The sequence below is a fragment of the Lacrimispora sp. genome, from assembly GCF_036758025.1.
Lineage (GTDB): Bacteria > Bacillota > Clostridia > Lachnospirales > Lachnospiraceae > Lacrimispora.
Genome location: NZ_DAIOXM010000005.1, coordinates 85,760 through 100,095, shown reverse-complemented (window position 1 = coordinate 100,095; position 14,336 = coordinate 85,760). Strand labels below are relative to the sequence as shown.

12 protein-coding genes are annotated in these 14,336 nt (G+C 47.6%); all 12 read left to right on the top strand.

Annotation, left to right across the window (positions count from 1 at the left end; genetic code table 11):
- Positions 1 to 34 precede the first annotated feature (34 nt).
- Positions 35 to 2,176 carry a peptidoglycan D,D-transpeptidase FtsI family protein gene (locus V7M78_RS06505; protein WP_442914629.1) on the top strand — a complete coding sequence of 714 codons (2,142 nt, stop codon included), beginning with the start codon at positions 35 to 37 and terminating at the stop codon, positions 2,174 to 2,176.
- A 70-nt stretch (positions 2,177 to 2,246) separates the two neighbouring features.
- Complete coding sequence (locus V7M78_RS06500; protein WP_333647621.1) at positions 2,247 to 4,007, top strand: peptidoglycan D,D-transpeptidase FtsI family protein; 1,761 nt, start codon at positions 2,247 to 2,249, stop codon at positions 4,005 to 4,007.
- 80 nt (positions 4,008 to 4,087) lie between these two features.
- A complete protein-coding gene (gene mraY / locus V7M78_RS06495) occupies positions 4,088 to 5,056 on the top strand; it encodes a phospho-N-acetylmuramoyl-pentapeptide-transferase (RefSeq protein ID WP_333647619.1) in 969 nt (322 codons plus the stop codon).
- Between the two features lie 3 nt (positions 5,057 to 5,059).
- Positions 5,060 to 6,412 carry a UDP-N-acetylmuramoyl-L-alanine--D-glutamate ligase gene (gene murD / locus V7M78_RS06490; RefSeq protein WP_333647782.1) on the top strand — a complete coding sequence of 451 codons (1,353 nt, stop codon included), beginning with the start codon at positions 5,060 to 5,062 and terminating at the stop codon, positions 6,410 to 6,412.
- Between the two features lie 97 nt (positions 6,413 to 6,509).
- Complete coding sequence (locus tag V7M78_RS06485; RefSeq protein ID WP_333647617.1) at positions 6,510 to 7,661, top strand: FtsW/RodA/SpoVE family cell cycle protein; 1,152 nt, start codon at positions 6,510 to 6,512, stop codon at positions 7,659 to 7,661.
- Positions 7,662 to 7,918: 257 nt separating this feature from the next.
- Positions 7,919 to 9,169: a UDP-N-acetylglucosamine 1-carboxyvinyltransferase gene (gene murA / locus V7M78_RS06480; RefSeq protein ID WP_333647615.1), complete on the top strand. Its 1,251-nt coding sequence runs from the start codon at positions 7,919 to 7,921 to the stop codon at positions 9,167 to 9,169.
- Entirely contained in the window at positions 9,166 to 9,894 is a 729-nt protein-coding gene (locus V7M78_RS06475) for a cell division protein FtsQ/DivIB (RefSeq protein ID WP_333647613.1), read from the top strand. The genes murA and V7M78_RS06475 overlap by 4 nt, the downstream gene beginning before the upstream one ends.
- A gap of 118 nt (positions 9,895 to 10,012) precedes the next feature.
- Positions 10,013 to 11,341, top strand: a complete 1,329-nt coding sequence (gene ftsZ, locus V7M78_RS06470) for a cell division protein FtsZ (protein ID WP_333647611.1) — start codon at positions 10,013 to 10,015, stop codon at positions 11,339 to 11,341.
- A 70-nt stretch (positions 11,342 to 11,411) separates the two neighbouring features.
- Positions 11,412 to 11,738, top strand: coding sequence for a hypothetical protein (locus tag V7M78_RS06465; RefSeq protein ID WP_333647609.1), 327 nt, complete (start codon positions 11,412 to 11,414; stop codon positions 11,736 to 11,738).
- 14 nt (positions 11,739 to 11,752) lie between these two features.
- Positions 11,753 to 12,712 carry a hypothetical protein gene (locus V7M78_RS06460; protein ID WP_333647607.1) on the top strand — a complete coding sequence of 320 codons (960 nt, stop codon included), beginning with the start codon at positions 11,753 to 11,755 and terminating at the stop codon, positions 12,710 to 12,712.
- Between the two features lie 36 nt (positions 12,713 to 12,748).
- Entirely contained in the window at positions 12,749 to 13,606 is an 858-nt protein-coding gene (gene metF, locus V7M78_RS06455) for a methylenetetrahydrofolate reductase [NAD(P)H] (protein WP_333647605.1), read from the top strand.
- Between the two features lie 73 nt (positions 13,607 to 13,679).
- Positions 13,680 to 14,324 carry a vitamin B12 dependent-methionine synthase activation domain-containing protein gene (locus tag V7M78_RS06450; protein WP_333647602.1) on the top strand — a complete coding sequence of 215 codons (645 nt, stop codon included), beginning with the start codon at positions 13,680 to 13,682 and terminating at the stop codon, positions 14,322 to 14,324.
- Positions 14,325 to 14,336 lie beyond the last annotated feature (12 nt).

The following is a 14,336-nucleotide window of genomic DNA, read 5'->3' as shown; positions in this document are numbered from 1 at the left end:
AAGAAATAAAAAGAATAAGGTATTCCCTCGTTATATGCAGGAGAAGCTGGCGATTACTGTTCTGGTAATTACGCTGGCTTTGTTTGCATTGGTTATGAGCCTTTATAATCTGATGACAAAGAAAAAGGACGATTTTAACCAGATTGTTTTGTCCCAGCAGGAGTATGACAGCCGTGTGATTCCCTTCCGGAGAGGTGATATTCTGGACCGGAACGGTACATATCTGGCAACCAGCGAAAAGGTTTATAACCTGATCCTGGATCCCAAGCAGATCATGTCAGATGCGGAAGCCTATTTAGAGCCTTCGGTTGCCGCTTTAACGGAATGTTTTGGATATGACCGGACCGAAATCATGAATCTGATCCAGGAAAAAAAGGATAAGCAGTATGTCCGCTATGCAAAGCAGCTGACCTATACGGATAAGGAAAATTACGAAAAGTACAAAGAAGAAAAGTCAAAGGAACTGAAGAGCAGCCGGAAAGCCATTAAGGGAATCTGGTTTGAGGATGAATACAAGAGAGTATATCCCTATAATACTCTGGGGTGCAACATCATCGGCTTTGCCAATGGGGATGGAATGGATGGAACCGGAGGCATTGAACAGTATTACAACACCACCCTTACGGGAACCAATGGAAGGGAATACGGATATTTAAATGACGATTCCAACCTGGAGCGGGTGATCAAGCCTGCCTCCAACGGCAACACTGTGGTTTCCACTATGGATGCCAATGTGCAGAAAATTGTGGAAAAATACATCAGTGAATGGGAACAGCAGACGGGAAGCAAACGGGTAGGCGTGGTGGTCATGGACCCCAATAACGGAGAAGTCCTTGCAATGGCAAATGACAAGGCCTTTGATTTAAACAATCCCCGGCAGCTTCGGCCTGAATACACCTCGGAAGTGCTGCGTGAGCTGGGAATCAAAGAGGCCGTTGACGACTACAAGAGAAAGAATAAAAATGCCCAGCCTCTGACCCCGGAAACGGTACCCGATCATTACAGCAGTGAGCAAATCATTTCCCTGGGAACCCAGGTGGCGTGGAACCAGACCTGGCGTAATTTCGCCGTCAGCGACGGCTTTGAGCCGGGTTCAACGGAAAAGATATTCACGGTTTCCGCAGCCCTGGAGGAAGGGTCCATTACGGGAAGTGAAACGTATGAGTGCAACGGTTCTTTGGAGGTGGGAGGCTACAAAATCAGATGTGCCAGCCGGTACGGCCACGGACTGATCACGGTGGAGGAAGGGCTTATGAAGTCCTGCAACGTGGTCATGATGCGTATTGCCCAGCAGATGGGAAAAGATAAATTCTACAAGTACCAGAAGCTGTTTGGATTTGGTTCCAAGACAGGAATCGATTTGCCGGGAGAGGCCGATAACAAGGCTCTTATGTATACGGCAGAAACAGCAGGCCCCACGGATCTTGCCACCAATTCCTTTGGACAGAACTTTAACAGCACCATGATTCAGATGGCTGCCGCCTATTCTTCTGTCATAAACGGAGGTTCCTATTACGAGCCTCACGTGATGAAGCAGATCCTCAATGAGCAGGGGGCGGTTGTAAAAAAGGCAGAACCAATACTGGTAAGGGAAACCGTATCAGAATCCACCTCCAGATTTATCAATGAAGCTCTGTTTAAAACGGTCAATGTGGAGGGCGGAACCGGAGGCACTGCCAGGGTCACAGGATATAAAATTGCCGGAAAGACAGGGACAGCGGAGAAGATTCCCAGGGATAAGGTCAACTACCTGGTTTCTTTCTTAGGCTATGCCCCTTCCGAAAATCCTCAGGTGCTTGTATACGTGGTAGTTGATGAACCTCACGTGGATGATCAGCCTCACAGTACCTATGCCAGCGGAATTTTCCAGAAGATAATGACAGATATTCTTCCTTATTTAAATGTGTTTCCTGATACCGACACAGAGTCCCGGCTTTCCTCTGAGGAAGAGGCAAAGCTTCCTGATCAGGAGGGAATCACCAGCGAGACCCAGGAGGCTCCCGGAGAAGAGGGCACGGAGGGAGAGGAAGACCCAAGTACGGCTCCTACCATGGAAAATGGGGAGCGGGTTCCTGAAGAGTATTTAAATCCGTCAGAGGAGTATGTAAACAGAAATGAGGGAGATGACGGTTCCGATCTTCCGGCAGCTCTTCCAAGCCAGACCGGACAGGAGTAAACTGCCTTTAAAAGCTCATAAAAAGTCTTGAAATTCATATACTGTAATAATGATGGCAGTGGAGCAGCATATGAATTCAAATAAGACTCATCACAGAGAGAAAATAGCCCTCCTGTTTTTCCTGTTATTTCTTGCCGTGACAGGACTTATGGGGCGGCTTATTTTTCTAATGGTCTACCGTTCCGAGCATTACAGCGCAATGGCGGAAGACCTTCACCAAAGGGAGAGAACCATCAAGGCGGCCAGAGGGAATATCATAGACGCCAACGGTACGGTCATTGCCACAAACCGGACAGTCTGTACCATATCGGTTATACACAACCAGATCAGAGAACCAGATCAGGTGGTGGAGATCCTTTCCAGGGAACTGGGGCTTAAGGAGGAAGAGGTCCGCAAAAAGGTGGAAAAGTACAGCTCCAGGGAGATTATTAAGACAAATGTAGACAAGGCTCTGGGAGATCAGATCCGAACCTATCATCTGGCTGGAGTAAAAGTGGATGAGGATTACAAGCGTTACTATCCCTACGATACCCTGGCTTCCACAGTTCTGGGATTTACCGGAGGAGATAATCAGGGAATCATCGGCCTGGAAGTGAAGTATGAAGATTATTTAAAAGGCCAGAATGGAAAAATCCTGACCATGTCCGATGCGGCGGGAGTGGAGATTGAAAATGAGGCAGAGGACAGAATTGAGCCTATAGCAGGACAGGATCTTTACATCAGCCTGGATGTGAATATTCAAAGGTACTGCGAGCAGGCCGCCTATCAAACTTTGGAGAAAAAAAGGGCAAACAGGGTGTCGATTATTGCCATGAATCCTCAAAATGGGGAGATTATGGCTATGGTCAATGCCCCGGAATTTAATTTAAATGATCCCTTTGCTTTGAGCCCTGATATCCCGGCTCCTGCTTCTGAAAAGGAGCGGCAAAACCTGTTAAACCAGATGTGGAGAAATCCCTGCATCAATGATACCTATGAGCCGGGCTCCACCTTTAAGATTGTGACGGCAGCCGCAGGTCTGGAGGCAGGAGTGGTAAAACTGGAAGACCGTTTCTCCTGTCCGGGCTTTCGGATTGTGGAGGATAGAAAGATCAGATGTCATAAGGTGGGAGGCCATGGTTCCGAGGATTTCCTCCATGGGATGATGAACTCCTGCAATCCGGTTCTGATTGATGTGGGACAGCGTCTGGGAATTGACCAGTACTACCGGTATTTTGAACAATTTGGCTTAAAGGGTAAGACAGGAATCGACCTCCCGGGAGAAGCGTCTACCATTATGCACAAAAAAGAAAATATGGGCCTTGTGGAGCTGGCAACGGTTTCCTTTGGCCAGTCCTTTCAGATCACGCCTATGCAGCTCATTACCACGGCGTCCTCCATCATAAACGGCGGAAACAGAGTCACCCCGCATTTTGGTTTAAAAGCGGTTACCTCCGACGGGAAAGGGGTTCGTACCTTTGACTATCCGGTGAAAGAGGGAATCCTTTCTAAAGAAACCAGTGAGACCATGCGCTATATTCTGGAGCAGGTAGTAGCAGAAGGCAGCGGTAAAAGAGCGGGTGTGGAGGGCTTTCGGATCGGAGGAAAGACGGCCACTTCTGAAAAGCTTCCAAGAAGCTTAAAAAAGTATATTTCTTCCTTTATTGGATTTGCTCCGGCCAATGATCCTAAGGTGATTATTCTCATTACTATCGACGAACCGGAAGGCATTTACTACGGCGGAACCATAGCTGCACCAGTGGTGGGAGACATTTTTAAGAATATTCTTCCATACCTGGGAATTGATCCAGAAGAGGAAGAAACTGTATCCTCCTTTCGAATCTATAGTTGATTATTCGGAAAAAAAGACGTATACTACTTATTGTGTACCAGGGATTTTAACGTACAATACATAAAATATTGAGGTGTGACATGATTAACGAAACCATTCTGGCGATTATCATAGCATTTGCCATCAGCGCCATACTTTGCCCCATAGTGATACCATTTCTTCACAGACTGAAATTCGGTCAGGAGGTCCGGAAAGAAGGACCTGAAAGCCATTTGAAAAAGCAGGGAACTCCCACCATGGGAGGGCTTATTATACTGACCAGCATTATCATTACCTCCCTGTTTTATGTGAAGGATTATCCGAAGATCATACCTGTACTCTTTGTGACAGTGGGATTTGGAATCGTGGGCTTTCTGGATGACTATATCAAGATCGTTATGAAGCGTTCAGAAGGGCTGACCCCTATTCAGAAAATGGCGGGGCAGTTAATCATCACAGGAATTTTTTCTTATTACCTGGTTCATTCAAATGATGTGGGAACAGGAATGCTCCTTCCTTTTACAGGCGGATTTAATACGGGATTATATCTGAATCTGGGTATATTTTTTGTGCCAGCCGTATTTTTCATTGTAATCGGAACCGACAACGGAGTGAATTTTACAGACGGCTTAGATGGGCTCTGCACCAGCGTGACCATTCTGGTGGCAACGTTTCTGACTGTGGTGGCCATTGGGGAAAATACCGGCATCAGCCCCATTACCGGTGCGGTGGTGGGAAGTCTTTTGGGCTTTCTTCTCTTTAATGTCTATCCGGCCAGGGTGTTTATGGGAGATACCGGCTCCCTTGGCCTTGGAGGCTTTGTGGCTTCCAGCGCCTTTATGATGCAGCTTCCGATATTTATTGCAATTATCGGATTTGTTTATCTGGTTGAAGTGCTATCGGTCATCATTCAGGTGACATATTTTAAACGAACAGGCGGGAAACGGTTTTTTAAGATGGCTCCCATCCACCACCACTTTGAACTTACCGGCTGGTCGGAGACAAGGGTAGTGGCCGTATTTGCCATTGTAACCTCCCTTCTCTGCCTGTTTGCATACCTTGGATTATAGGAGATAATTATGGCTCAGAAAATATTAGTTGCAGGAAGCGGAAAAAGCGGCATCGCCGCCTCTAAGCTGATTCTTGAAACAGGAAATGAAGTGATTCTCTATGACAGCAATGCTGCCCTGGACCGGGATGCTTTGGGCAGCCGGTTTGAAGGAAAAGACAAGATTGAAATTTTACTGGGGGAGCTGAAGAAAGAGGATTTAAAGGAAGTAAGCCTCTGTGTCATCAGCCCCGGAATTTCTTTGGAGGCCCCTTTTGTCTCTGTTTTAAAAGAAGCGGAGATTCCTGTCTGGAGTGAAATTCAGCTGGCTTTTCATCACGCAAAGGGAAGGCTGGCGGCCATTACGGGAACCAATGGAAAGACCACAACCACGGCCCTGACCGGAGCCATTATGAAGGCTTATTATGATCAGGTATTTGTGGTAGGCAATATCGGGATTCCTTATACAGAGGAAGCCTTAAAGACGACAGCAGAGTCGGTGACTGTGGCGGAGATCAGCAGCTTTCAGCTGGAGACTATTACGGACTTCCGGCCTGATGTCAGCGCTGTCTTAAATATTACGCCGGACCATCTGGACCGTCATAAAACAATGGAATGCTACATAAAAGTGAAAGAAGGCATTGCCTCAAACCAGAGAGAACAGGATTCCTGCGTATTAAATTACGATGACCCTGTTTTAAGGGAGTTTGGGAAAACATTAAAACCCAGAGCCGTATATTTCAGCAGCACCCAGCTGCTGGAAGAGGGGTACTGCATGGATGGAGATTTGATTATCTGCAACCATGGAGGAGAACGGACAGAAATCGTAAATATTCACGATCTTCAGCTCCTTGGACGCCACAACTACGAGAATGTGATGGCTGCTGTTGCCGTATCGGCGGAAATGGGAGTTCCTTTGGAGGTGATCCAAAGGGCTGTCTGTGAGTTTAAGGCTGTGGAGCACCGGATTGAGTTTGTTGCGGAAAAAGCAGGGGTGAAGTATTACAATGACTCCAAGGGAACCAATCCTGACGCAGCTATCCAGGCTATTAAGGCCATGCCCGGCCCCACCATTCTCATTGCAGGCGGGTATGATAAAAATTCCGAGTACGACTCCTGGATCAAATCCTTTGAGGGAAAGGTCCGGTACATGGTGCTTCTGGGCCAGACCAGGGAGAAGATCGCAGAATGTGCGGCCAGACACGGCTTTGACAATGTAATGTATGCAGAGGATATGCAGGAGGCTGTAAAAGTCTGTGCCTCCTATGCCAATATGGGCGACTATGTGCTGTTATCTCCGGCGTGTGCAAGCTGGGGAATGTTTAAGGATTATGAACAGAGGGGCGAAATCTTTAAGGAATGCGTCCAAAAGCTGTAGAAGCGGCCCCTCACAGCATTTGCCAAATGCAGGAATGCTCGCATTCCTGCCCCTGGCTCATTGCTTGCGGGAATAGAAGATGGCAAGGAGGAATGACATGGCAGAAAGAAGGCCAGTGAAGAAAAAAAATAAACCCCGCCGTTTTTACGATTACAGCCTCTTGTTTACTGTTATATTCCTGACTGTTTTTGGACTGGTCATGATATACAGCGCCAGCTCCTACGCAGCCCAGATAAAATTCAATAATCCTGCTTATTTCATGGAGAGGCAGGCCATGATCGCCTTAGGCGGCTTTGTTGTCATGATCATCATATCCAAGATGGATTACCATTGGTACGCCAAATTCTCCGTTCTGGCATACATCCTTTCTTACGTTCTTATGATTGCCGTATCCCTTGTGGGACAGGAGAGGAACGGAAAAAAAAGATGGCTGGGTGTGGGAAGTCTTTCTTTTCAGCCTACGGAATTTGTAAAAGTCGCCCTTATCGTTATGTTGGCGGCTATGATCGTTCAGATGGGAAGAAATATTAATACGAGAAAGGGCGTATTGTCGGTGATCCTTGCCGCTGTTCCCATTGCAGGAATCGTGGCTGCCAATAACTTGAGCTCCGGCATTATTATTGTGGGGATCGCCTTTGTCATGCTGTTTGTGGCCTGCAAAAAGAAGTGGCCGTTTTTCGCCTGCGGATTTTTTGCCGTGGCCCTTCTGGCATTTGCCGGGCCCATTGCCGAGTTTCTGGTGAAGATCAACCTTCTCCACGATTACCAGCTTAGCCGTATTCTGGTGTGGCAGGAACCGGAAGCATACCCCTCTACCGGCGGTTTCCAGGTGCTCCAGGGCCTTTATGCCATCGGCTCCGGCGGATTGGTGGGAAGGGGACTGGGAGAGAGCATCCAGAAGATGGGCTTTGTTCCGGAAGCACAGAATGACATGATCTTTTCCATCATCTGTGAAGAGCTTGGATTGTTCGGAGCAGTTTCCGTCATCCTGATCTTCCTTTTTATGATCTACCGTTTTATGCTCATTGCAGACAACGCTCCGGATCTGATGGGGTCCCTTTTGGTTGTAGGAGTTATGGGGCACATTGCCATACAGGTTATTTTGAATATAGCGGTAGTTACCAACACCATACCCAATACGGGAATCACCCTTCCCTTTATCAGCTACGGAGGAACCTCAGTGCTTTTCCTCATGGCGGAAATAGGCATGGTCCTTGGAGTTTCCAACCAGATACGTCTGGAAGTTTGAATTAAAGTTCTGCCATGCAGAACATTGTGGAACTGGAGCGTATGAGCTTGCTCATTAAGCACAAGTTATACGATGTTCTATAGGGCGGAACGCCCTCATGAATAATTTGGCGGCCAATTAATTCGGATTTAGATAATAAGTGAAGCCCGCCAAATTATGAATGGCATGGCCGAACTGTAACGATTTTGATGAGATATGAAACCATTCTCTCGCTTTTTACATAGGATAGTATATAAGAAGCCACGGGAGGTAGCGGATTGTCTATCATACAGATCCAGGGGTTACGGTCTTTAGAAGGTGAGATAAAAGTTCAGGGTTCCAAGAATGCGGCACTGCCCATAATGGCAGCAGCGGTTCTTCACAAAGGCAGGACAGTGATCCATAACGTCCCCAGGATACAGGATGTGTTCTGTATGCTGGGGATACTTCAGAGCATTGGATGCAGTTGCAGTTTAGACGGCCACAGGCTGACCATTGACGGTTCCTCCTTATCTAAGTCAGAGATTCCGGAGGAGTATATAAAAAGCATGAGATCCTCTATCATCCTGTCCGGTCCCCTCCTTGGCAGAACCGGCAGTGCGGTCACCAGCTTTCCCGGCGGCTGTTCCATAGGAAAGAGGCCCATTGACCTGCATCTGATGGCCTTTCGCGCCCTTGGAGCAGGAGTTAAAGAGAAAGGGGATAAGCTGACTGTTTCGGCAAAGAAACTTGAAGGCGCTGACATTTACTTCCCGTTCCCCAGCGTGGGAGCCACGGAAAATGCCCTGATGGCTGCGGTTTATGCAGAAGGTGTCACGGTAATCCATGGAGCGGCAAAGGAGCCGGAAATCAAGTCTCTGTGCAGCTTTTTAAACAACATGGGAGCCAGAATCCACGGAGCAGGAACTTCAAGGCTGGCGGTTACAGGAGTAAAACAGCTTCACGATTCTGAGTTTACTGTAGCAGGAGACCGGATCGTGGCCGGAACCTACTTAGCGGCTGTTATGGCGGCACAGGGAAGCATTGTGATGAAAGGTGTTCTGCCTGAGGATTTAAGGTCTGCCCTCCGGATTTCTGAAAAAATGGGAGCAGAGATCAGGGAGTATGAAAATCACCTGGAAGTATCCATGATGGGGCGGCCTGACGCCCTGGATGTGGTGACAGAGCCCTACCCGGGATTTCCCACAGACCTTCAGTCACAGCTCATGGCAGTTATGGCTGTTTCCAGAGGAACCAGCCGCATTTCAGAGACGATTTTTGAAGGACGGTTTAAGACGGCAGAAGAATTGAAGCGGCTTGGAGCTGACATTATTGTAAAGGAAAAAAAGGCTGTCATCCATGGACAGCATCCCTTAAAGGGCAATTCCGTGACAGCCACGGATTTAAGGGGTGGTGCGGCTCTTGTGGTAGCAGGTCTGGCCAGTGAAGGAATAACGGAGATTCACGACTGCCATCATATTGAGCGGGGATATGAAGATATTTGCCGGGATTTGACCAGTCTTGGGGCAGCAATCAGAGGAATGGAATGAAGGATACAAAAAAGAGCAGAAGAAAAGTAAAGTTAATGACAGCGGTATCGGTGCTCCTTTTGGGAGCCGTCTTGTTTTTTTTCCTGCAGATCAAGGAAATCAAGGTGACCGGAAACAAAAAATACACGGCAGAGCAGATCGAGAGCTTTTTGTTTCAGGATGGCTGGAGCCGGAATGCGGCTGTATGCTTTTACCGGGACCGGTTTAAGGAGCATGAACAGATTCCGTTTGTAGAGGATTACAAAATCGTATTCACAAGCCCGTTCAAGGTGGAAGTGATTGTTTATGAAAAGTCGGTAGTGGGCTATGTTTCCTATATGGGCAGCTACTTATATTTTGATAAGGACGGGATTGTGGTGGAAAGCTTCAGCGCGCGTCTGGAGGGAATTCCGTGGATTACGGGGCTGAAATTCGGGCACATTGCCCTCCACCAGCCCCTTCCGGTGGAAAACAGCCGGGTCTTTGATGAAATTCTTACTCTGACCCAGATGCTGACCACTCATGAGATCACAGTGGATGAGGTTCACTATGATACCCATGGCAATGCCAGCCTGACCATCGGGCAGGTCCGTGTTTTTCTGGGAAGCAATGATCAGATGAACGGCAAGATCTCGGAATTGAAGGATCAATTGCCTGTTTTGGAGGGGCTGTCGGGAACTCTTTATCTGGATACTTATAATGAGGCGGAAACAGTCACTTCTTATCGGTTTGTGAAGGATTCATGAATTTACATATTTTGCTTGGAATTTTGTTTAAAAAATGGTTGATATTTTTTGGAAAATCAAATATTATATTAGATAGGTTTATACAGTAAGCTGTTTATGGTTAAAGGAGGATATAATCTTGTTGGAGATTAAGATAAATGAGGCGGATAATGCCGCAAGGATTCTGGTGATCGGTGTAGGCGGTGCCGGAAACAATGCGGTTAACCGCATGATAGATGAGAATATAGCTGGTGTAGAATTTCTTGGAATCAATACGGACAAGCAGGCGTTGCAGTTTTGCAAGGCTCCTACTGCTATGCAGATCGGAGAAAAGCTGACAAAAGGACTTGGCGCAGGAGCTAAGCCGGAAATCGGAGAAAAAGCGGCAGAAGAGAATGCGGACGATCTGGCCCAGACCATGAAGGGTGCGGATATGGTATTCGTCACCTGCGGCATGGGAGGCGGTACCGGTACAGGTGCAGCCCCTGTTGTTGCAAAGATTGCAAAGGATATGGGAATCCTGACAGTAGGCGTTGTAACAAAGCCTTTCCGCTTTGAAGCAAAGACCCGTATGGCCAATGCCACTACAGGTATTGAGCGTTTAAAAGAGAATGTGGACACCTTAATTGTCATCCCCAATGACCGCTTGCTGGAAATCGTGGACAGGCGTACCACCATGCCTGACGCTTTAAAAAAGGCCGATGAAGTTCTTCAGCAGGCCGTTCAGGGAATCACTGACTTGATCAATGTTCCCGGTCTCATTAACCTGGATTTTGCCGATGTTCAGACCGTCATGACGGACAAGGGCATTGCACATATCGGAATCGGAAGGGCAAAAGGCGATGAAAAGGCACTGGAAGCAGTGAAGCAGGCCGTTTCCAGCCCTCTGCTGGAAACCACCATCGAAGGCGCTTCCCATGTGATCATCAACATTTCCGGCGATATCAGCCTGATCGAGGCCAATGAAGCGGCCAGCTATGTCCAGGAGATGGCAGGAGACGATGCCAACATCATCTTTGGTGCCATGTATGATGAGAATGCCCATGACGAAGCCAGCATCACAGTCATTGCCACCGGTTTAGAGGACAAGCAGGCGGAAACTCCTGTTTCTAAAGTGATGACCAATTTTTCCAACCCTAACTTTAAACAGCCTAAAGCGGTCCCCAACCAGGCCGTAAATCAGGAGGCAGCGGCTACGGCGGCAGCTCCTCAGTACAATCAGAACTATAATCCCAGTTATGGAAATGCTAATTATTCCAATCCGGCTTATAATAATCCTAATAACAACAGCGGCGGCTACGGCGGCCAGAATCCTAATTATGGAGCTCAGGGCGGTTACACAAGGCCGAATTACCAGGGACAAAACAGCGGACAGGGTGCTGGTCAGCCAGCCGGTCAGCCGTACCGTCCTACGGTAAATAAGGAAGTACAGATCAATATTCCGGATTTTTTGAGAAATAAGAGATAATTAAGTACACCGAATAAATAATGAGGCAGGTTCGCGGGAACCTGCCTGTTTTTGAAAGGAGTGACAGACCATGTACAAGGAGGATGGGGACTGGGAGCTGTCCGACGAATACTACGGCGGAAATGGGGAAGAAAAGAAGCTGTCTCTGGAGGATTTTATTTCTGAGTCTGATGTCAGGGTGGAAGGGTTGAATACAGGCGGTCCTTCTGATGAGCTGTTGAAAAAAACCATTTCAGATGTACGTCAGGTGCTGGACCTGGCTCAGAAGGGGAACAGCATTGAAGCCATTGCGTCCATAACCGGGCTCGATGCAAAGTACGTTTACGACATCCAGGTCTGCGCCCAGGGATTTCGGGAGGATGATGAAATTGCTGTGGCCCATCTGGTGCTGGGATAAAGGGGGAAGTTTCCATGATGAAAAAGATTTGTCCGGTATGCGATACTCAGCTGGGCGATACCAATTACTGTAAGCAGTGCAGACGGGTGGTGCGGCAGCCAGTCATGTGGAATACAGATTATTACTTGAATGAAATGCGTCCTGGCGGCGAAAAAGAAGGGGAGCAGAAAGCTGCTTTACAACGGAAACCGGTTCCCGTCCCAACGCCGCCCCGGAATTCTCCTGCCGGAAAATCCGGCAAGATTTATGTTTATGGCGGCATAGCGGCGGGAATGTTCTTTGTATTGCTGGTTTTTGTATTTTGTATAGGCCTCATGCTTGCAAAAGAGTCTAATGTGAACAACAGAAGCAATTGGGAAGAAGAGTATTACGGTGATTCGGACTATTTGGAGTTTGAAGAGGAGGACGTGAAATCTGCCGGAGTACCATGCACCGGATATGAGCATTTTCCTGTAAACGGGAAAGAAGCTGCAGATGCCATGAACCGTTTTTTCATTGAATCTTACTATGAATACCAGGTGGAGCGGGAAGCGGTTTATTCAGACAACTACGGCTTTGAAGAGGAGACAGGCGTTGTCACTTATTATCAGACCCTGGAAAGCTTTTCCTTTGAGGAGGAGGTGCCGGAAGGACAGGAAACAGACGGTGAGGACTATGTGTACCAGTATGCAGACATAGATTATGACACAGCCACAGGTGATCTTCATGAGTACTCATCCTTTCTTAAGAGTGAGGAAGCTTCCTTCGCCTTTTTGGAGGAGTTTTTAAGAGTTGTAGAGTCTCTGGCCCTGATTCCGGAGGAGGAAAGCAGCATTTCCGGCATTATGGAAAAGGCCAGGGCGGATTTTGCAGAAAACGGCGAAGGATTTGTTCTGGAAGGGCTGTTTTACGTCAGCATTTATCAGGAGGAGGACGGAGTTTCGGTCTTTGTGGAGTGCGGAGCTCCCGTAGAAATAGAAGATCAGGAATTATAAGAGATTAAAAGAGGCGAGGAATAGGAGACAGACAGAATGAAGATAAAAGAAATATTGGGCCAGGGAAAGCCAACCCTGTCTTTTGAAATATTTCCTCCAAAAACAGAGGATAAGTATGAGTCCGTAGAGCAGGCGGCATCAGAGATTGCAAAGCTGAAACCGGCTTTTATGAGTGTTACATACGGAGCAGGCGGAGGCACAAGCCAATATACCGTGGATATCGCTTCCGGTGTTTATCACAATTACAACGTGACCGCTCTGGCTCATTTGACCTGTGTGTCTTCTACAAAGGAAAAAGTCCGTCAGGTTCTTAAGGAATTAAAGGAAGCAGGAATTGAAAATGTTCTGGCCCTCAGGGGAGATATTCCTCAGGATGGCCCCATTGCCACTGATTACCGCTATGCTTCGGAGCTGATCAGGGATATTAAGAAGGCAGGAGATTTCTGCATCGGCGCAGCCTGTTATCCGGAGGGACATGTGGAGTCTGTCAGCAAGACCATTGACATGGATTATTTAAAGCAGAAGGTGGAGGCAGGATGTGATTTTGTCACTACTCAGATGTTTTTTGACAACAATATATTATATAATTATTTGTACCGCATCCGGGAAAAGGGAGTCACAGTTCCGGTGGTGGCAGGAATTATGCCTGTAACCAATGTGAAGCAGATCGCCAGGATATGCCAGCTTTCCGGAACCTATCTGCCTTCCAGGTTCAAGGCCATTTTAGACCGGTTCGGAGACAATCCGGCGGCCATGAAGCAGGCGGGAATTGCCTATGCCACAGAACAGATCATTGATCTCATTGCCAACGGAGTGGATGCCATTCACGTCTATTCTCTTAACAAGCCGGATATTGCTTTAAAAATCAAAGAGAACCTCTCTGAGATACTGTAATTTACGTCAAATGGGTCCGGTTCCTTTTCAAGGGTCCGGTCCCATTTTTAAAACCTGACAGGGAGGAATGGCAATGGAAATCAGCCGCCGGGAAATTCGGAGATATTTAGGATACGGGGGAAATGAAGGGGATGAAACTGTAAATGCCCTGATAGAGGAGTGTTTAAAGGAGCTTACGGCCGCAGCCTCCCCCAAAAGCATCAGCAGGGTCTATCCCTTAAGACTGCTTCCTGATGATGGAATTGACTTTACTGTATTTCAGGCAAAGAGCAGGAACTTGAGCAAGAATTTAAAGGATTGTGAGCAGGTGATTTTATTTGCCGCAACCTTGGGAGCCGGTGTGGATGTACTGCTTCATAAGTATACAAAGCTTCAAATGAGCAAAGCTGTGATTATGCAGGCAGCGGCAGCGGCTATGATTGAGGAGTACTGTGATGAGGAAAACAGGCTTTTAAAGCAGGAATATGAAGCCAAGGGCCTTTATTTAAGACCCCGGTTCAGTCCGGGCTACGGGGATTTTCCTTTGGAATGCCAGAGAGACATTACCGCAGTTTTAGAAACCCCCAAGAGGGTGGGAATTATGCTGACGGACAGCCTTCTCATGGCTCCTTCCAAGTCGGTTACTGCCGTAATGGGAGTCAGCGGGAAGCCTCACCGCTGTGATGTAAAGGGCTGCGAGGCGTGTGCAAAGACAGACTGTGCTTACAGAAGAAGTTAGAAATAGACGGAG

What these genes read in the sequence shown, in the direction of transcription:
- V7M78_RS06505 (WP_442914629.1), top strand. Translation starts at nt 35, where the DNA reads ATGCAGGAGAAGCTGGCGATTACTGTTCTGGTAATTACGCTGGCTTTG.
- V7M78_RS06500 (WP_333647621.1), top strand. Translation starts at nt 2,247, where the DNA reads ATGAATTCAAATAAGACTCATCACAGAGAGAAAATAGCCCTCCTGTTT.
- mraY (WP_333647619.1), top strand. Translation starts at nt 4,088, where the DNA reads ATGATTAACGAAACCATTCTGGCGATTATCATAGCATTTGCCATCAGC.
- V7M78_RS06485 (WP_333647617.1), top strand. Translation starts at nt 6,510, where the DNA reads ATGGCAGAAAGAAGGCCAGTGAAGAAAAAAAATAAACCCCGCCGTTTT.
- V7M78_RS06475 (WP_333647613.1), top strand. Translation starts at nt 9,166, where the DNA reads ATGAAGGATACAAAAAAGAGCAGAAGAAAAGTAAAGTTAATGACAGCG.
- V7M78_RS06465 (WP_333647609.1), top strand. Translation starts at nt 11,412, where the DNA reads ATGTACAAGGAGGATGGGGACTGGGAGCTGTCCGACGAATACTACGGC.
- V7M78_RS06460 (WP_333647607.1), top strand. Translation starts at nt 11,753, where the DNA reads ATGATGAAAAAGATTTGTCCGGTATGCGATACTCAGCTGGGCGATACC.
- metF (WP_333647605.1), top strand. Translation starts at nt 12,749, where the DNA reads ATGAAGATAAAAGAAATATTGGGCCAGGGAAAGCCAACCCTGTCTTTT.
- V7M78_RS06450 (WP_333647602.1), top strand. Translation starts at nt 13,680, where the DNA reads ATGGAAATCAGCCGCCGGGAAATTCGGAGATATTTAGGATACGGGGGA.